Annotated in this window: 16 protein-coding genes; 6 read left to right on the top strand and 10 right to left on the bottom strand. The window is 63.1% G+C overall.

The window, feature by feature from the left end:
- The first annotated feature begins 2 nt into the window (after positions 1-2).
- Positions 3-890, top strand: coding sequence for a hypothetical protein (locus tag CT676_RS17690; RefSeq protein ID WP_085404532.1), 888 nt, complete (start codon positions 3-5; stop codon positions 888-890).
- A gap of 54 nt (positions 891-944) precedes the next feature.
- On the opposite strand, the gene CT676_RS17685 is transcribed toward CT676_RS17690, so the two are convergent.
- The 6 genes from CT676_RS17685 to CT676_RS17660 form a co-directional block, all read right to left on the bottom strand.
- Complete coding sequence (locus tag CT676_RS17685) at positions 945-1229, bottom strand: hypothetical protein (RefSeq protein ID WP_135215059.1); 285 nt, start codon at positions 1227-1229, stop codon at positions 945-947.
- 198 nt (positions 1230-1427) lie between these two features.
- A complete protein-coding gene (locus CT676_RS17680) occupies positions 1428-3929 on the bottom strand; it encodes a two-component system VirA-like sensor kinase (RefSeq protein WP_085404533.1) in 2502 nt (833 codons plus the stop codon).
- Positions 3926-4834 carry a cytochrome c peroxidase gene (locus CT676_RS17675; RefSeq protein WP_234678505.1) on the bottom strand — a complete coding sequence of 303 codons (909 nt, stop codon included), beginning with the start codon at positions 4832-4834 and terminating at the stop codon, positions 3926-3928. Before CT676_RS17675 ends, CT676_RS17680 begins: the two co-directional genes overlap by 4 nt.
- Before the next feature lie 186 nt (positions 4835-5020).
- Positions 5021-5656, bottom strand: coding sequence for a DUF1127 domain-containing protein (locus CT676_RS17670; protein WP_085404534.1), 636 nt, complete (start codon positions 5654-5656; stop codon positions 5021-5023).
- A 107-nt stretch (positions 5657-5763) separates the two neighbouring features.
- Positions 5764-6489: a response regulator gene (locus tag CT676_RS17665; protein ID WP_085404535.1), complete on the bottom strand. Its 726-nt coding sequence runs from the start codon at positions 6487-6489 to the stop codon at positions 5764-5766.
- Positions 6490-6854: 365 nt separating this feature from the next.
- Positions 6855-7805 carry a c-type cytochrome gene (locus CT676_RS17660; RefSeq protein ID WP_085404536.1) on the bottom strand — a complete coding sequence of 317 codons (951 nt, stop codon included), beginning with the start codon at positions 7803-7805 and terminating at the stop codon, positions 6855-6857.
- A 391-nt stretch (positions 7806-8196) separates the two neighbouring features.
- On the opposite strand from CT676_RS17660, the gene CT676_RS17655 reads away from it, so the two are divergent.
- From CT676_RS17655 to CT676_RS17645, 3 genes are all read left to right on the top strand, one after another.
- On the top strand, positions 8197-9543 hold the full coding sequence (locus CT676_RS17655; RefSeq protein WP_135215058.1) for a glycosyltransferase: 1347 nt from the start codon (positions 8197-8199) through the stop codon (positions 9541-9543).
- 84 nt (positions 9544-9627) lie between these two features.
- The gene (locus CT676_RS17650) at positions 9628-10878 is read left to right on the top strand and encodes a multidrug effflux MFS transporter (protein ID WP_085404538.1); all 1251 of its coding nucleotides are present in this window, start codon (positions 9628-9630) and stop codon (positions 10876-10878) included.
- Between the two features lie 235 nt (positions 10879-11113).
- A complete protein-coding gene (locus CT676_RS17645) occupies positions 11114-12136 on the top strand; it encodes an alpha/beta fold hydrolase (RefSeq protein WP_085404539.1) in 1023 nt (340 codons plus the stop codon).
- Positions 12137-12183: 47 nt separating this feature from the next.
- On the opposite strand, the gene CT676_RS17640 is transcribed toward CT676_RS17645, so the two are convergent.
- Positions 12184-12651 carry a hypothetical protein gene (locus CT676_RS17640; protein ID WP_135215057.1) on the bottom strand — a complete coding sequence of 156 codons (468 nt, stop codon included), beginning with the start codon at positions 12649-12651 and terminating at the stop codon, positions 12184-12186.
- 256 nt (positions 12652-12907) lie between these two features.
- On the opposite strand from CT676_RS17640, the gene CT676_RS17635 reads away from it, so the two are divergent.
- Positions 12908-13864 carry a hypothetical protein gene (locus tag CT676_RS17635; RefSeq protein WP_085404541.1) on the top strand — a complete coding sequence of 319 codons (957 nt, stop codon included), beginning with the start codon at positions 12908-12910 and terminating at the stop codon, positions 13862-13864.
- A 359-nt stretch (positions 13865-14223) separates the two neighbouring features.
- The gene (locus tag CT676_RS17630) at positions 14224-14643 is read left to right on the top strand and encodes a hypothetical protein (RefSeq protein WP_135215056.1); all 420 of its coding nucleotides are present in this window, start codon (positions 14224-14226) and stop codon (positions 14641-14643) included.
- A gap of 63 nt (positions 14644-14706) precedes the next feature.
- Here the strand turns inward: CT676_RS17630 and CT676_RS17625 are convergent, their stop codons facing one another.
- The 3 genes from CT676_RS17625 to CT676_RS17615 all read right to left on the bottom strand — a co-directional run.
- Positions 14707-15381, bottom strand: coding sequence for a Crp/Fnr family transcriptional regulator (locus CT676_RS17625; RefSeq protein ID WP_063984903.1), 675 nt, complete (start codon positions 15379-15381; stop codon positions 14707-14709).
- A gap of 320 nt (positions 15382-15701) precedes the next feature.
- Positions 15702-16085 (bottom strand): hypothetical protein, encoded by a 384-nt coding sequence (locus CT676_RS17620; RefSeq protein WP_135215055.1) that lies wholly within the window; start codon positions 16083-16085, stop codon positions 15702-15704.
- 583 nt (positions 16086-16668) lie between these two features.
- Positions 16669-17143: TCP-1/cpn60 chaperonin family protein (locus CT676_RS17615; protein WP_275552111.1), on the bottom strand; the 475-nt coding region annotated here is incomplete at its 5' end.

Genomic DNA, 17143 nt, shown 5'->3' with positions numbered 1-17143 from the left:
CCATGCCGCAACAATTCGATCGATCCGCAGAAGATCTCGGCAACGCGATCCATTTCGAGCACGTCAACATCCAGGTCCCCGACCAGCGCCTCGCCACGCTGTTCTACGTGACCGGGCTTGGACTGACCCGCGATCCCTACCTGATGGTGTCCGACACCAACATGTGGATCAATGCCGGACGGAGCCAGTTTCACCTGCCGAGCGGCAGGCCGCAGGTGCTGCGCGGCCATGTCGGGCTGGTCATCGAGGGCCGCGAGGCGCTGCTGGCGCGGCTCGCGTCGGTCGCGAAGAAGCTCGAGGGCACGGCGTTCGCATTCGCCGAGCACAACGATCATGTCGAGGCGATCTGTCCGTGGGGCAACCGACTGCGCTGCTACGAGCCGGACGCCGCACGCTTCGGCCGCATCGCGCTCGGCATTCCCTATGTCGAGTTCGACGTGCCGGAAGGCACCACGAAGGCGATTTGCGCCTTCTACCCCGAGATCATGGGCATGCCCGCAAGCTTGCGAAACGGCGACGGCCAGGTCGCCGCCGTGAAGACCGGCCGCGACCAGCATCTGTTGTTCCGCGAGACCGATCGGCCCCAAGGCGACTACGACGGCCACCACGTGCAGATGTACATCACCGACTTCTCCGGCCCTTACCGCAAACTGCTGGCGCGCGACCTGATCTCGCGCGAGGACAATCAATACCAGTACCGCTTCTGCGACATCGTCGATCTCGACAGCGGCAGGCATCTCTTCACGGTCGAGCACGAGGTCCGCAGCGCGACCCATCCGATGTTCATGCGGCCGATGGTCAATCGCAATCCGGCGATCAACAACCGCAATTACGCATTCGGCCACGATCAGTCGCTCTGGGCGATGGGGCCGGATCAATACGAGGGATAGGAGATGGCGAACGCGCGCCTTACGGCGCGCGCCATCCGTGACCTCGGCCGGCCATCAGCAGCCACGGCAGATGATCAGCCGGCGGTCGATCTCCCTGTCGAGCCGCTGCAGCTCCGCGTCTTGGGGCGAGGCTTGCGTCGACCCGGGCACGTCGCTGCGTCGCGGCTGCCGGTGACCGATGGGAGCCTGCCGGGACAGGTCCGCGAACTTCATTGCGTCCACACTGCCAGGCGAGGACATGGTCACAGGCGCGCTTGCGCCTCCGGCAGCCCTGAGGCTGGAAACCGATCCGAACAGAAACGTAGCTGCGACGACGGTCACGCCAAGTCTGATTGACATCATCATTCTCCTATCGCGGTGACGTTGCGACGATGCGCATGCGATGGATAGGAGGTCCCGGCTACTCGACCATTTCGCCCGCGGCGACATCGCGTTACCATTGCAACCGCGATCGCCGATTGTCGTGCGCCAGCTCTGGATTCCTGTTTTGACGCGCTTTCTTCGCGCGCGCCGGTATCCGCTTCGCTCGAAAACGCTCTACCGCGCCGCGGCGGACCGCCTCACGCGTCGTCGTGCGGCCGACGAGGCGACGCTCCGCGCCAGGACGCCGGCGAGCTCCGCCGATATCAGCGGGTGATGAACGAGCTCGGTGATCCCTGACGTCTCCAGCGACGGCACCGCCAGCTCGCGCGTCGATGGGCTCGCCAGAATCATCGGCAAGGCCGGCGCTGCCGCGTGCAATGCCGCAGCCAGCTCGATCGAGGAGCCTCCGGGCATGTGACACACCAGCGCCGCATCGAAGCGCGTTTGCGCGGTGCGGCAGGCAGTGATCGCCTCCGCCAGCCTGGTGAACCCGACCGGCTCATAACCCAGCGCCGCGAGGATTTCCTCATGGCGCAACAGGCGACGGCGATCGGTGTCGAGCACCAGCACCGTCTCGCCCGCGCCACGGAACGCAAGATCGGGGCTGTGCTGAACCGGCACCGCCTCGTCGGGATCGCCGGATGGCAGCCAGACGTCGAAGCGCGTGCCCGCATCCGGCTCGCTCTGCACGGCGACGGCGCCGCCATATTGCTCCGCGATCTCGCGAACGGTTGCGAGCCCGATGCCGTTGCCGTCCGGACGCGTCGTGAAGAAGGGCTCGAATATCCGTTCCAGCGTCGCCTCGTCCATTCCCGGCCCCGGATCGGTGACCGAAATCACGGTGAAGCGGCCGGGGCCGACCTCACTGCGTCCGATCGACAATGGCTGTTGAAGATCGCGCACCTTGATGCCGAGTTCGATGCAACCCGGCTCCGTCATCGCCTGTGCCGCATTGTTGCAAAGATTCAGGATCACCTGCTGCAACTGGGCGGGCTCGCCCATCACGGTGGCCTCTTCGGCCGACTCATTCACCTCGAACTGGACGTGCGAAGGCAACGAAGCCGCCAGCAGCGATCTGGTTTCGTCGATCAGGGTCCTGACACAGACACGCTCCCGCCTGCCCTCGCCGCGGCGGCCGAAGCCGAGAATCTGTTCGACCAGTTCGCGCGCCCGCTCGCCGGCACGGCGAATCTCCGCAAGGCTGCCGGCCGGCCGGCCTCCCGACCGGATTCGCGCTTCGGCGATCTCGGCATAGCCGAGGATCGCGCCGACGATATTGTTGAAGTTATGGGCGATACCGCTGGCAAAGGTGCCGAGGGTTTCCATGCGGCGTGCCTGTTGCAGGCTCGCCTGCAAGCGCTCCTTCTCGCCTTCGAGCCGGACCCGGCGGATCGCGTTGCCGATGGCGTCGAACGCCATGCGAAACAACGAGACTTCGGACCAGTATGCGAGCGCCCCGGCCGGCACGGTATCGAAGCCGAGGATTTCATCGCGATGTCCCCTGACCGCCGTCACGCACAGCCAGCCGCCGACGCCAGCGTCCTCGAGCAGGTTCATCGTGTCGTCGGGATGGGCGGCCTTGACCTTGGGAATATAAACGATACCGCCTTCGCCACTGTCGAAGCGTGGCGCGAGGCTCAGCGCGCGATCCGGCCAACCCGGCTCGAATGCGATCCCGTCGCGGGACCACCGATAGGTGCTTGTCGTCGTCCCGGTCGCGCCGACGAAATAGGCGCGATCCGCACCGATGCATCCGGCGAGCTGTTGCAGCGCGGTCTCGACGTCAGCGGTGATCCTCTCGCGGCTCGAATCGATGAACCGCATCGAGATGCCGGCCATGACGTGCTCGAACGCCGCTCGGCGGCGCAGCGTGACCGCGCGCCGGTGCAATAGCAATCCGAAATAGACCACGCCGCAGAGCAGCAGCAGCGACGTCATGAACTGCAACAGGCGTACCCGGCGCGCCGACGCCCGCGAGGCGAGCTGACGCCTGGTGATCAATGCCAATACGGCATCCTGCTCGCGGTTGTTCGATTCGGCGACGAGCGTCTTCACGATCGTGTCGATGTCGGGCAGAAGGTCATGCAGCATCTCCCCGTGCATCAGCAACGCGCGGACCGAATCCATGTCCTGCGGCGGCGTTTGCACGAGCGCCAGCTCTTCCAATCGACCCTGGACCTGACGCGCCACGACGTCCGACGTATCGAGCGTCAGGCGCAGCATCGCCGCCGCCAATGCGGAGGCGGCGGTGACCAGCGCCCGCTGATCCGACTCGGCCAACTTGTCGCTGAACAGACCGAAATAGGCAAAGGAGTTCTGGAGCAGCGCGTTGCGGCTCTTGAACCGTTCGACCAGATCCTCCTGCCGGAGGGCGCGTGCCGACAGCACATCGATGGCCCTGGTCTCTTCGGCATTGAGACCCGGCGTTTCGCGCAGCCGCGTCAGGGCGTCGTCATAGGCATCGGTCATCTGCACCAGCTTGTCATAGTTGCGCGACAGGCCGACGCGCGCGGTCAGCACTTCCCTGGTCATCGCGCGTTCGAACCGGGTGAAGTCGCCAAGCGCCTGGAGCTGACGGTCGTAACGCACCGAATTGAAGTTCAGCCCGTTCAACAACAGCCAGGTCAGCAGGGCGAGCACGCAGGTTACGCCGATCACGGCGGGGGCAAATTTCATGGGGAGCCTCCGACAGTCGCGCCGCGATAGGTGCCGGTCAGACTGTTCAGAAAGGCGACGAGCGCCTTGACCTGCTTCTCCGTCAACGTGGCGTTCAATTGGGCAAAGGCCATCTTGCGAACCGCGTCATCGAGCGTCGGCGCGCTGCCGTCATGGAAATACGGCGGCGTGGTCGCGACGTTGCGCAGGCTCGGCACGCGCAGAATTTTCGGCTCGGGCGATGCGAGCGGGTGGAATATGCCGTGGCGCTGGAACAGATTGCCGCCGACATTGACGCCCTGATGGCAGGACGCGCAGCCCAGCGATTTGAACAATTGGTAGCCGCCCAGCTCGTCCTCCGACAGCGCCGCGGCGTCACCCGCCAGCCAGCGATCGAACTTGCCGCCCGGCGTGACCAGCGTGCGCTGGAAGTTCGCGAGCGCGTCGACGACATCGCCGCGCTCCGGGCGGTGGCCGTAAGCCGCGAAGAAGCTCTCGCGCATGTCGGGATCGGCATTGAGCTTCTCTGCGATCTCGACCGAGCTGCTCGCCATGGTGCGCGGGCTTTCCAGCGACGCCCTGGTATCGGCTTCGATGTTGCGTAATTTTCCTTCCCAGCCGAAGCGAAAGCTGAGCGCCGCATTGAAGACGGTGAGCGTGTTGAGCGCGATCGCCGCCCCGTCGGGGCCGACATCGTGCTGCCTCGGGCTCGCGCCGTTCGTCGCGATATCGTGACACGATGCGCAACTGCGTGAATTGTCGTGCGACAGCCTGCGATCGGAGAACAGTCGTTCGCCGAGCTTGACCTTCAGCGGATTGATTGCCGGCGGTGCCGGAATGGGCGTGATGGGCTCATCCTTGCGGACCGACACGAAGGCAGACGGCGACTGCGACGGTGCCGGAGAGACCTTCAGAGAGCACGGCACCAGTGCGCAAATCACGATCGCGCAACGTCGAAGGCCGGCACCTCGTCCGGCCCCGAGAAATCTGGCGAACTGCTGCACGCCCAGCAATGTGGGGGTGAAGCGAGAATTGTCGCGGCTGCTCAAGGAATTTTGATCGAAGCTGGATGATTTCGCGAAGGTGGCCGCCACATGCTCCGGGCGATGGTGTCAGCAATCACGGCAGTACCTCACCACCCGCTCGATGTCCGACCTGCCGGAAATCCCGAGGTCCCGCAAGGTCCGGTCATCGAACTCCATCAACGCAGCGACGGCCTTCCTGATCTCACGTTCCCGACGCCAGTGCGCAGGCAGGTCCATCAGAGTCCCGAGGGTCGCGCCGAGCGACCCCAGCCGATTCCAGCTCCGCTCCAGTCGCGCATCGCGTGGCTCGGCGCGATCGAGCCTGACGATATTCCCATTATTGTCATTCCCATTGTTGTCGGCTCCATCGTTGCCGCGCTTCTCCGCGGGCTCGCGACCCGCCGAGGGCGACCGGCAATCTCTCGTGGCCTCCAGCATCGCCTGAACCGGCGCGGCTGCTGTCGGATGCAAGGCCGCCCCGTAAAGGGCAAAGCCTTCCATCAAGGAGGCGAAGACCGCCCACCAGAATGTGGTGACGGGCTGATCCTGCCCGGCAGGCGGCACGTCCGGTGGCGAAGCGATGTCCGGCGCGCGATGCCTCGCGGCAATCGCACCGAGACGGACCATGCCACGACCGTCAGATCGTGCGACCCAGTTCGCCCTGTCGAGTTCCATGTGACCCGGCAAGGCAACGCGGCTCACACTGTGAGAATACTTCTCCATCGTAAATCTCCCACACGCTGTTGGTGGGAGGCAATCTGACGGCCCGCTGTTACGCCAAGGTCACCGCCATCGGCAAATTGGCTACAATTGCAATCCGCCAATTGCTTCTAGAACGGATCGACCGGCACCGCGAAGACATAGCCGACGCCGCGCTCGGTCTGAATGACGCGCGGCGCGCTCGGATCGGTCTCCAGCTTGCGCCGCAGCCGCAGCACCTGGACGTCGATGCTGCGATCGAAAATATCCTCATGGATGCGGGTCGCCTGCAGCAGATGCTCGCGGGTCAGGGCACGCTGCGGCGCCTCGAGAAAGGCCAGCAGCAGCGCATATTCTCCCTTGCTCAACGGCACCGGCGCTTCGTCGGGATCGGTCAGCTTTCGGCTGCGGCGTTCGAGCTTCCAGCCGCTGAAGCGATAGCCCCCGCGCTCGGGATCGCGGGCGCGCGCGGCCCGTCCCATCTCCTGCCGCCGCAACACCGCGCGGACGCGCGCCAGCAGCTCACGCAACGAGAACGGCTTGATGATGTAGTCGTCGGCGCCAAGCTCGAGCCCGACGATGCGATCGATCTCGTCGGGGCGATGGCCCGTCGTGATGATGACCGGCACGTCGGAATGCGACCGGATTTCCCTCAACAGGTCCAAACCGTCATCCTGACCAAGCCGAAGGTCGAGGATGATCAGGCTCGGCTGGCTGCCATCGAGATAGTGGTTCAATTCCGATCTGTTGGAGGCCGCCCTTGTCGGGATATTGTGCTCCTCGAGATATTTGATCACCATTTGCCTTAACGTCGGATCGTCATCGACGACGACGATGTGGCCAATATCTGCAAGCATTCCATACTCTCAAAATTCGCCGTCCGCCGAGTGAGCTGTACTTAAAAATTGCGAACGTCAACGTCCGGCTGTGGTGAAATGATATTGATGTCGTCCGAATTGGAATCGCTCAAAATAGAACGGGATATCCGCGGTCATCGGCACACACTGAACCTATCTATGATGCCGTGATGACGCCGCAACAGGGTAATTCTGCGGCTAATTCCACCGGATGTCGCATACGTGAATAATTGTGATCCCAACGCTTACTACTTTGGGGCGATAGGAAGCCTGCGGCCTGCGCTGTCGTTCAGCGACTGCGATGTGCTGCGCAGGCTGTTGCCCGGCCCCGCAGGGCGCGGGCGTTTGCGGGCTTCACGGACTCATCAGGAGCCCGGCAGAGCCAACAGGTACTGGTAGATCGCGGCGAGATCGTCGTCATCCATCCGCCCGATCGGCCGCCACGGCATCTGCTCGCCGAGCCGATGCCCGTTCGGATCAACGCCTGTGCGCATGGTGTCGACGAATTGCGCAAGGCTCCAGTTCTTGACGATACCGAGGTCCGGTCCGAGCGGCGGCAATTGTCCCGGCACGCCGCCGCCGAGATCCCTGCCGTGGCATTCGCGGCAATCCTGATAGGACAGCAGGTACTTGCCATAGAGCGCCGTCGGCGCCTTCGGCGGCGCGGTGATCACGCCGGTGAAGACGGGCTTCGCATCCGGCAACAGTCCGGCGCCCAGCATCACGATGCCCAGCAGGCTGAAGCGATCCGGCGGATCCGGGGTCTGCGCACCGCTCGCGGGCAGGCTGCGGATGTAGGCGATCACGGCCTTGGTGTCGTCGTCACTGAGCCGGCCGGCATTGGTGAAGGACATGATCGCCAGCCAGCGCCCCCTCGCGTCGATCCCGTTGCGAATGGCTCGAAAGATCTCGGCATCGGACCAATTCTTCAAGACGCCGGCGGGCGTGAGATTGGCCGGCACGAACGCGCCGATGGGAATCGGGAGATCCTTGGCCACATCGCCGCCGCCGGTCAGCGTCCCGGTCTGCGAGTGACATGCGGCACAAAAGCCGTCGGCCACGGCCATGCCTCGGGCAATCTGGTCCGGTGTCGCCTCGATCTTCACATCCGGGACCGGTGCAGAACGGGCGTGTTGCCGGACGATACCGACCGCGGTCAAAGCGGCGACGCCGAACACTGAGACGGCCAGCACGGCCGTCAGCACCATGCCGCTCCACTTCGCCAGAGCAGATTTCGTCCGGGCGGCGCGAACGCCCAGCCAGGCCAGAAACGCGATGAACGCAACCATCGCAATCAGGGCGACAATATTTTCCATGCCAGTCCTCAATGAATTGGGTGCGACCGATGCCGCGCGACATCCGGATCGTCAAAAATGAATTTCGGCCGACGCCAACGCGCCAATATCTGCGAAGGTGTGCCATGCGGAGGTCTGCCGGATTAACAGCGCGGTGTTTCCGTGCCGTTTCATCGCCCGCCGCTCGCGTTACAATTGTAATCCTGTGCCAGCATTATCGCTGCTGGCAGGATGTCACCGGTTTCGCACCGAACTTTTTTTGCCCGGCCTTGGCAGCGCCACGATGCGTTGCCGCCGTAACCATTTTCGCTGCCGCCGGAAGTCTTGGCGTAACGGCGATCGCTTCAATTGCCTCTTACTCGACCGGACGCTCTGGGGCGACCGTGCATCGATCATCAAGAGGTCAACTCACATGAAGATTCTTATCGCTTCGACACCTGCGACGGGTCATCTCAATCCGATGCTGGCGATCACGCAAATCCTGCGTGGAGATGGTCACGAGATCGCTTTCCTGACGGGCACCGCCTTTCGTGCCCGCGTCGAAGCCAGCGGCGTGAAGTTCTTTCCCCTTCCCGAGGACGCGGACTTCGATCCGAACGACGTCTTCTCGCGATTCCCCGAACTCAAGACCATTCCGCCGGGACTGGAGTGGTTCCGTGTTGCTTGCGAGCGCATCTTCGTCGACGCCATTCCGGCCCAGCACCAGGGGCTGCTGCAAATCCTGCGGCAATTCCCCGCCGACATCATTGTCGCCGACGACATGCTGTTCGGTGTGCTGCCGATGCTGCTCGGACCGCGCTCGCAGCGGCCTCCCATCGCGCTCTGCGGGACCTCGTTTCTGCATTGGGCGCGCGAGGACGGCGGGCCCAATTTCCTCGGTCTGCCGCCGGCAAAGACCGACGAGGAGCGCGATCGCTACGCGGCCATGGCGCGGGAATTTGATGCGGCAGTCGATCAGCCGGTGTCGATGCGCCTGAACCGGGCGTTGAAGTCTCTCGGGGTCGGGCCGATCGCGATGCCGATGTTCCATTCCGTGGTCGCTCTCGGGGATGCCTATCTGCAACTGTCGGTGCCAAGCTTCGAATTTCCTCGCGAGATTCCGACCTCAGTGCATTTCGTCGGCACCCCGCCGATCATCGCCAACCAGGTTCCGCCGCCGTCCTGGGCCGAAGAGCTCGGCGGATCGCGCAAGATCGTTCTGGTGACGCAGGGAACGGTGGCCAATCACAATTTCAATCTGCTGGTTGCCCCGACGCTGGCGGCCCTCGCGGACGAGGAAGACATCCTGGTGATCGTGACGGCAGGCGGCCGCCCGATTGACGCCATCCCCGGCAAGATCCCGTCGAACGCGCGCATCGCCAGCTATCTGCCGTTCGAATGGCTGCTGCCGAACGTCGACGTGCTCGTCACCAACGGCGGCTATGGCAGCGTCAACCAGGCCATGAGCTTCGGCATCCCGCTGGTCACCGCGGGGCTGACCGAAGACAAGGCCGACGTCAACGCGCGGGTCGCATGGTCCGGGGTCGGCATCAACCTCGCGACCAACGAGCCAACACCGAAGGCATTGCGCGACGCGGTGCGGACGGTGCTCGATCAATCCCGCTTCCAGTCGCGTGCCTCGCAGATCGCCGACGAATTCGCCGGGATCGACACGCGGGCCGAAATCCTCCGGGTCATCGGCGAGCTCGTGGCCGACGAGAGCTCGCACACCGGCGCGATGGCGGCAAGCCGGGGGCGGCGCGCCGAACGGCGCGCGTAATCGCCGAACGCGACGATGGAGGGCGGGCGACCGCACCTCCATCACCTCATGCACATCGAACAAGCCGGAACCGGATAACCGTCCATGCAAATCGACCCCGCATCCTTCGCCTTCACGTTGCTGCTCGGTTTTCTGGCGGCCGTGCCCTATTCCGGCATCGACATCAATCTGCCGGCGCTGGCAGCGACCGGCGCGACGCTCGACGCGAGCGCGTCGGATGTCGGGCTGACCATGAGCGCCTTCATGCTCAGCCTCGCCACCGCGCCGCTGATCTACGGACCAATCTCCGACCGCCTGGGCCGCAAGCCGATTCTGGCATTCGGCCTCGTACTGTTCGTCGCCGCAAGCCTTGCCTGCGCGAAAGCGTCCTCGCTGCCGGTTCTATTGCTGGGCCGCTTCGTCCAGGGCATCGGCGCCGCCGCCACCGCAACGACCTTTGCCATCATTCGCGATCTCTTCGACGGCAACGCCGCGCGAGGCAAGATCGCCAACGTCATGGTCACGGTCAATGTCGCGACCGTGATCGCACCGACGGCCGGAGCCGCCCTGCTGGCGATCGCCGGCTGGCGATCAATCTATGCCGTCCAGGCGGGGATCGGTCTCATGCTGCTGGTCGTGGTGATGTTTCGCTTCGCGGAGACTGCGACGACCGACCGCGCCGGCCGCCTGGGGCTTTCGGCCGTCATCGACAGCTACCGCCAGGTGCTGACGCATCCGGTGTCGTTGCCTTTCATCCTGGTCGGCGCCGCGGGCGGCGCGACCGTGTTTGCCTACGTCACCGGCGCCTCGCTGTTCTTCGTCGGCGCCATCGGACTGCGCCCGGAGCAATATGGCCTGATCTTCAGCGCATGCTCGGGGGCCGTCATGGTCGGCGCCTTTCTCGACGGCCAGCTCGGCCGGCGCGGCGTAGAGTCCGCCCGCATGCTCGCAACCGGGCTGACGCTGTCGGCCGCCGCCAGCACCGCCCTGCTCGCGATGACGTTGGCCGGGTGGATGCCCACGTCACTCGTGGTTGCGCTGCTGATGGCGGTCGCACTCGGCTTCGGGTTCAGCGTGCCGAACGTGATGAGCGCGACGATGCAGCGTCTCCCGGAGATCGCGGGCGCCGTCAGCGCTGCCGCCGGAAGCATTCAGCTGACCGCCGGCGCAATATCGAGCGGATTGGTCGCACTTCGCTTCGACGGGCGGACCGCGTTGTCGATGACGGCGGTGATGGCGGCAACGTCGCTGCTCGCTCTGGTTCTCTATCTGCTGGTCGCGCGCCCCGCCGAACGCCGCCTACCGTCGCAGACGATCGATCCCGGCGTGGCGGTCCGCAGCCCCACGAAGTCCTGAGTTGGCCGAATCCAGCTGGCAGCCCGGCGCATCCGTCGGGTTGCCAGCTGACTAGGCCTGTGAGGGATCGAACCTCCGCATGGCGGAACCAAAACCTGTTTGATTATTCGACGATTTCAATCCGCATTTGGAACAAGCGGCGTGGCGCGCCCCGCCCTTATTCTCGCCGCCATCATCATTCAGGAACGCGCGCAGGGGGCGGGCTCCTCCAGGGGGCAGTTCCCAAAGGTTCTGCGTGATCATCCGACGTCTAGTGCAACACGAAGTGACTGCGTCCCGCCGTGCGCTCCTTGGCGGGCTTGCGTCCTCAGCCTGCGTCGTCGCGTTGGGCGGATGCGCCAGCCTGGGTGCTACCGGCGCACGGTACGACGCTTCGTCGCTCTCGGTCGACCCTACGTTGCTCGTCGTAACCACGCGCAAGCCAGTGAACGGCGGCCGGTCGAAGCCGTGGTTTGGGCCGGAGCGGGCTTCTACGATGACCGTCGCACGAGCGAAGCTTGTGGCGCCTGGTGACAGCCGTTTTTCTCTGGCTGCAGCCGGACTTGACGATTGGCGTCTTGATGGGATCGAGCCGGTATCGGGCGATGTCGGCAGTCTTGTCGCGCAGGCCGGCGGCGGACCAGACGTCCTGATCTACGTGCACGGCTTCAAGCAGACGTTCGAGACAGCGGCGCTCGATGCCGCGCATCTCTCCGATGGCATCAGGTTCCGCGGCCAGACGATGGTATTCTCCTGGCCCTCGAAGGCTGGACTGTTCGACTACGCCTATGACCGCGACAGCGCAATGTGGTCCCGCGATGGCTTCGAACGCGTGCTGCAATCCGTCGTGACGAGTTCAAGCGCCGGCCGCGTCCACATCGTCGCGCACAGCATGGGAACCATGCTGACGCTCGAAAGCCTGCGCCAGCTCTATGCGCGATCCGGTGACGCCGTTGCGGGCAGGATCGGGGCCGTGGTGTTCGCCGCGCCGGACATCGACATGGACGTGTTCTCGTCGTCGATCAACCGCATCGGTCCGCTTTCGCGCAAGATCACCGTCATCGCCGCAACGAACGACCGCGCGCTGGCGTTGTCGGGGCAACTCGCTGGTGGGATGACACGGGTCGGCGCTGCCGAGAAGACCGCCATCGAAGGGCTCGGGGTGCGCGTGGTCGATGCGTCCGAGGCAGGCTGGGGCGTTATCAACCACGACCTGTTCCTGTCGAATGCAGAGGTGCGCCAGGTGATACGCCGCTCGATTGATACCGTGGCCGCGTGAACCCGGCGTGGCGGAAACGATATCGCTGATAGAGAGGTATCTTAGGGCTAGCTCTGACATCCCGTTGACAGGTTCAATGCCTTGAACAGGCCATCGAAGACACCTGACCGGCAGGGCTTGACCTCCGCGACTGGCTTGGCGCGCTTGGCATTCGCAAATGCCTTAACCGTTTCCTGCACGGGCCGAGGTCTGGGCAGCATGACCGCGAATTTTCTCCCGCTTGCGGTGCGCTGGTGTGGCGCGATGATCTTCAAAGGCTCTGGCGCAACATTCGCCGTTTGATCCGGCGGAGGCATCGGTTCGCTCAAGGAGACCAGCTGCGGAGGCGCTTCAAATTGCATGTGCATGTGCGGGGTCCCGAGCCGGTCTGCCGTCGTCAGCGTATCGGCTGAGACGCGTAACCCGACGGTCGCCTGAACAGGCGGCGCGTTCACGGGCTTGGTCATGCGGGGCGCCGTCTCAAGCTCCATCACCGCGAGTGTACTGAAGCCAACGAGGATGAGAGCCGCCTTCATCTGATTTCACGCTTCCCGAACGAGACGCCTCGTTCAAAGCCGGAGACCAATTGCAGACATCCAATAAGGCGGCTTGGCGGCAGAACTAAACCAGCCGGCGCGGCGACCGGACAAGATCAGAGACAGGGTTAACGCGGGTCATGCGAACTGGTCCCTTATGCGGAGTGCTCGGTGTCGCCTAACGACCGGCACCTGAGGCCCCCCTCGAGCGCGCAATGTGCTAGTCTGAGCCGGCACTCAGCCCGGACGGTGCACCGTGACCGATGGTCGTCACCCGGCATGGACCGAGGAAAGCCGCTTTCGCGGTGCGCTCGACGATGTGATTATCATCCCACTTGTTGTTGTCGCGCTCGTCACGAACAAGATCCTGCGTTTCGTTCTTTCGATCTTGATGCGGATGCTCGACTACGCCTTCCCCTTTGCGATGCAGATTGTCTGGCTGCCGCTCTTCGCGGCCAGACTTGTCGGCGATGTCATCTTGACCGTCATCGATGGCGCGGTGCGCTTCCTTCCCCTGTCCGCCGCGAAGCGTCGACAGTGGGGTAGATCGATTCGGCGCAACTGGTTGTGGTTCCGGCGGAAGATCAGCTATCGGGCGTTCGAACACGCTGTGCATGATGCCTTTGAAGGCGGCATGGCATGGGTGTTCAGAACATGCCGGCATCTCACGCCGAACGCCGCATTGCTCGTGATCCTGTGCGCGGTCCTTTGGCTGCCGATCTCTTTCGGTGCGGCAACGGCGATGCACGCGGTATTGTTTGCCAAGGTCACATCCTGGCCAGCCTGGATGCAACTCCTGCATCCGCTCGCAACGGTCATCGCGAAGAGCAAGCTTCTGGTGCTACCGGTCTATCCGGCAGCCTGGCCGCAGGCCAGAAAGCATCCACTCGTTCAGCTCGTCTTCAAGGGCTACGACATCATCAAGCGCGTGCATGTGATCAGAAAATTCGGCCTTCGCTATCGGCAGGCAGAGATCGCCGGGACCGCGGCGGTTGAGAGGCTCGAGCGCATCGCCGGTCTCACATCGGCGGTGCGATGGTTGCGCGAGGCGCATGTCGCAGAGCATTTGGGCGTCGAGAAGCCCACTCAGGAATTGCGTTCGTTCTTCGCGCGATGGTCCATCAAGTTCTCGGCCGAATATTACGAAGCGAAGGAACGGCAAGCATCAGGCGGCCCATCATCAAACAGCAGCAAGCCGCGAACGCCGAGTTGATCATCAATCGCCAACGGCCCCACCGTGCCGCCGTCGCTGCCCGATCTCTCTTCAACGGGCAGCGGACTGCGCCATTTCCAAATGAAGCAAGGACAGCTTGTCTTACCATCCGGCAGCGAATCCCACTGGTCGATAGATCAGAAGCTTGGGTGCGAACCAGCGCCGGGACGCGATTACGGTGTTTCTGTCTGTCAGCATCATTGCCGCGCCTGAGGGATTGGTCGGACGCTGCCGGGCGCGTGCTCCTCGCCGCCAATTGCTGCCGACTCCATCGCTCGCAACTACGATGTCGTCGAAGATGGCAGTGAATTGTTTCTGACTACAATCCGCTACAGCGGCTCTTTTGCCGCGCGGCACGATTGGACGCACGGCAAAGCGATCCGTGTTCCTTTGGCAATCTTATTTATGCCGAGGGCTCGCTATTCATCGCTTCGATCCCCACATTCAAGTCCACCTTGGTCAACCGTCGAGATTGGCCGGAGTGCGCGGAGACTTCCAACGAAAGGGCTCTGCATATGTCCAAATCTCAGCAGCATCGCGCAAGAGCGACCGCGTCCGGCGAGCTCGTTAAGGATTCGGCCAGCGCTGAGGGAAGCTGTAAATTCAACACCTGGCGGGCCGGCTTCGTCTTTTTGACGGATCACAGGCGCAACAATGAAATCGGTCGCAACAAGCTGCCTTTGAAAAAGGACACGCCTGGCGATGCGAGATCGAGCGCAACCGCTCTGTCACGATGGGAGAACGAGGGAGGCTCGGTCCGCGACGAACTGCCGCCCTGATCCGCTATTCGAGTGGGCTAATGTCCCGCGTTTGGCCCGGCGCTCGGTTTGGCCGCGCGGCGGTCAGTTCTTCCGGTCTATCTCGGGTTTGTCGCGCAGAACCGCGTTCAGAAGCGAGCTATGGACCTCGATCTTTCCATTGTAGCTGATGAAGCCAAGCTTCCGGAACTTGTTCATGAAGAAGCTGACCCGTGACCGGGTCGTACCGATCATTTCGGCCAGCGTTTCCTGGCTGATATTGACGCCAATGGGCTGCGAGCTGGCTTCCTTGCCGAAGTTCGCCAGCAGAAGCAGCAGGCGCGCCAAGCGTTTCTCGCTCGAATTGAAGAGTTGGTCGATCAGGTCTTCTTCAATCCGGCTATTGCGCGCGAGCAAATACGCCATGAACAATTGAGAGAACTTCGGCTTGCCTTCGAGCGCCGTAGTCATCGCCGTCTTCGATATTCTCGTGATGACACAGGACTCCATTGCCGTAGTCGTGGCAAGACGCAATGGATGACCATTGAGGCAGCCCTCGCCAAAGAATTGTCCGGGCTCCAAAATCCCAACGACGGCTTCCTTGCCTTGGTCCGAAACGACCGTGAGCTTGATCTTTCCCTCTTGAATGTAGAATACCGCGTCCGCGGCATCTCCCTGCACGAACACGCTCCGACCTTTGCCAACTTTCGAGATCGATTTCCCGGCCCCGACCTTGGCAAGGAATGCTCTGGGATCAAAGTCCTTCGCCGCTTTCACCAAGGCAGGCTCTCGTTCGCTGGACCATTAACACGCAATCATACTACCACAATTGAAAGGATGTTCACCCGTTGGAAGGCCGCGTGGCGTGCGGCAAATCGGGAACTGAAATGACGAGGGGAAGCGCTCGGCTCGACCTGGGCTTCAGGGATTTCGTCCCATCGAGTTCTCCGTTCAAAGTAGATACGACGAATTTGATGCTTGACCATCTGGCGACGACTGCCTGGTCTGCTTTGCAGGAGCCCCCTTCCACTGCGCAAGATGCAGACGTGTCGAGGGGCCGGCGCGTCTATGCGCAGATTTCCGCCGCGCGACTTGCCTGACTATCCGCGCAGCTCCACAGCTTTCTTGCTACCAAGCGATTCGGCACAAGCTTTCGCAACGGCTGAATTTGGCTCAGTGCTTCCCGGCATCGTGGCCCAACCGCCTTTTTCGACGAACTTGCTCTGATCCCACGCATAGGTCGTCTTCTTCATTGCGACCAGGTTTTCCGAGGCATCAGCGGCTTGTTGAAACTTCTCAACGCAGATGGGTGTGAGAGCTGCGACGACAGCCGTCGCAGCACTATTCCTCGCGAGCGTCTCGGCGGCCCCACCCGTCACCCAGCCGCCCCAGCTGAAACCCACGATTGCCAGAGCAATTGCTCCGGCCGCGGCTCCCCACAGTGCCGGCCGCACGGCAGCTTTCGTCTCGCTGGAGATTTCCATGATTTTCGCCTTGATTTGGAGGTATGTTGAGCTTCACCGGTTAAGGAGGCTAGACACGTCGAGGGATCGGCGTCTGTACCAAATTGCTCACTACACTCGCGTAGGGATACCTTCGGGATGGCTTGATGCGCCGGCTCGCTGCAGTCTGATGCCAGCGCGCCACGGCGAGTATCTGCACCCTTGATGCTCCTGGAAATGCAGGGCCTTTGTGAGATTCTCCGCCTTTCGCAGTTGAGCGCGGGCGGTACCAATAATCGGTTCAGGTGTTCCTTTTCGAACAGACGGCGACGCCTCTCCCCGCTTTATTCCTGCATTGCCTGACTTGAATATATTACCGATCAGCCCGGCCCTCGCGGCCGGGCTTTTCGCTTGGGAAGGCCGTTCGCAGTCGAGGGCGATAGAACAGCAGTCTCACCTCGGCGTCTCGGCAAACGAGGAGAAGCTTCCCTGGAAGGGTTTGCCGGACTGCGGAGTGCGCATGCGGTTCTCAACTGACCCTTTCCTGTGAGCAGATCGTCGCTTCTGCCTCCTGGAAATCGGCCATCCCTTCCCTTGTCTGCCGTTCGGCCATGAGCGGTTTGACCTAGAAATCCATACCGCCCATGCCTCCCATGCCGCCGCCACCCGCAGGCGCGCCGCCGCCGGCGTTCCTCTTCGGCACCTCGGCCACCATGGCTTCGGTGGTGATCAGGAGAGCCGCAACCGAGGCCGCGTTCTGGATCGCCACGCGAACCACCTTGGTCGGGTCGATGATGCCCTTGGCGACCAAGTTGCCATACTCACCGGTCTGCGAGTCGAAGCCGTAGGCGTACTGTTCCTTTTCCAGGATCTTGCCGACGATCACCGAGCCGTCTTCACCGGCGTTGATCGCGATCTGGCGAGCCGGCGCGGACAGCGCCTTGCGCACGATCTCGACGCCGGTCTTCTGGTCGTCGTTCTTGGTGCGCAGCCCCTTGAGATGCTCGGAGGCACGGAGCAGGGCGACGCCGCCGCCCGGGACGATGCCTTCCTCGACCGCCGCGCGGGTCGCATGCATCGCGTCATCAACGCGATCCTTG

The sequence above is a fragment of the Bradyrhizobium sp. MOS001 genome (assembly GCF_004634465.1).
GTDB lineage: Bacteria > Pseudomonadota > Alphaproteobacteria > Rhizobiales > Xanthobacteraceae > Bradyrhizobium > Bradyrhizobium barranii.
This window is presented reverse-complemented; position numbering and strand designations above follow the sequence as displayed.

What these genes read in the sequence shown, in the direction of transcription:
- CT676_RS17690 (WP_085404532.1), top strand. Translation starts at nt 3, where the DNA reads ATGCCGCAACAATTCGATCGATCCGCAGAAGATCTCGGCAACGCGATC.
- CT676_RS17685 (WP_135215059.1), bottom strand. Translation starts at nt 1,229, where the DNA reads ATGTCAATCAGACTTGGCGTGACCGTCGTCGCAGCTACGTTTCTGTTC.
- CT676_RS17680 (WP_085404533.1), bottom strand. Translation starts at nt 3,929, where the DNA reads ATGAAATTTGCCCCCGCCGTGATCGGCGTAACCTGCGTGCTCGCCCTG.
- CT676_RS17670 (WP_085404534.1), bottom strand. Translation starts at nt 5,656, where the DNA reads ATGGAGAAGTATTCTCACAGTGTGAGCCGCGTTGCCTTGCCGGGTCAC.
- CT676_RS17665 (WP_085404535.1), bottom strand. Translation starts at nt 6,489, where the DNA reads ATGCTTGCAGATATTGGCCACATCGTCGTCGTCGATGACGATCCGACG.
- CT676_RS17660 (WP_085404536.1), bottom strand. Translation starts at nt 7,805, where the DNA reads ATGGAAAATATTGTCGCCCTGATTGCGATGGTTGCGTTCATCGCGTTT.
- CT676_RS17655 (WP_135215058.1), top strand. Translation starts at nt 8,197, where the DNA reads ATGAAGATTCTTATCGCTTCGACACCTGCGACGGGTCATCTCAATCCG.
- CT676_RS17650 (WP_085404538.1), top strand. Translation starts at nt 9,628, where the DNA reads ATGCAAATCGACCCCGCATCCTTCGCCTTCACGTTGCTGCTCGGTTTT.
- CT676_RS17640 (WP_135215057.1), bottom strand. Translation starts at nt 12,651, where the DNA reads ATGAAGGCGGCTCTCATCCTCGTTGGCTTCAGTACACTCGCGGTGATG.
- CT676_RS17620 (WP_135215055.1), bottom strand. Translation starts at nt 16,085, where the DNA reads ATGGAAATCTCCAGCGAGACGAAAGCTGCCGTGCGGCCGGCACTGTGG.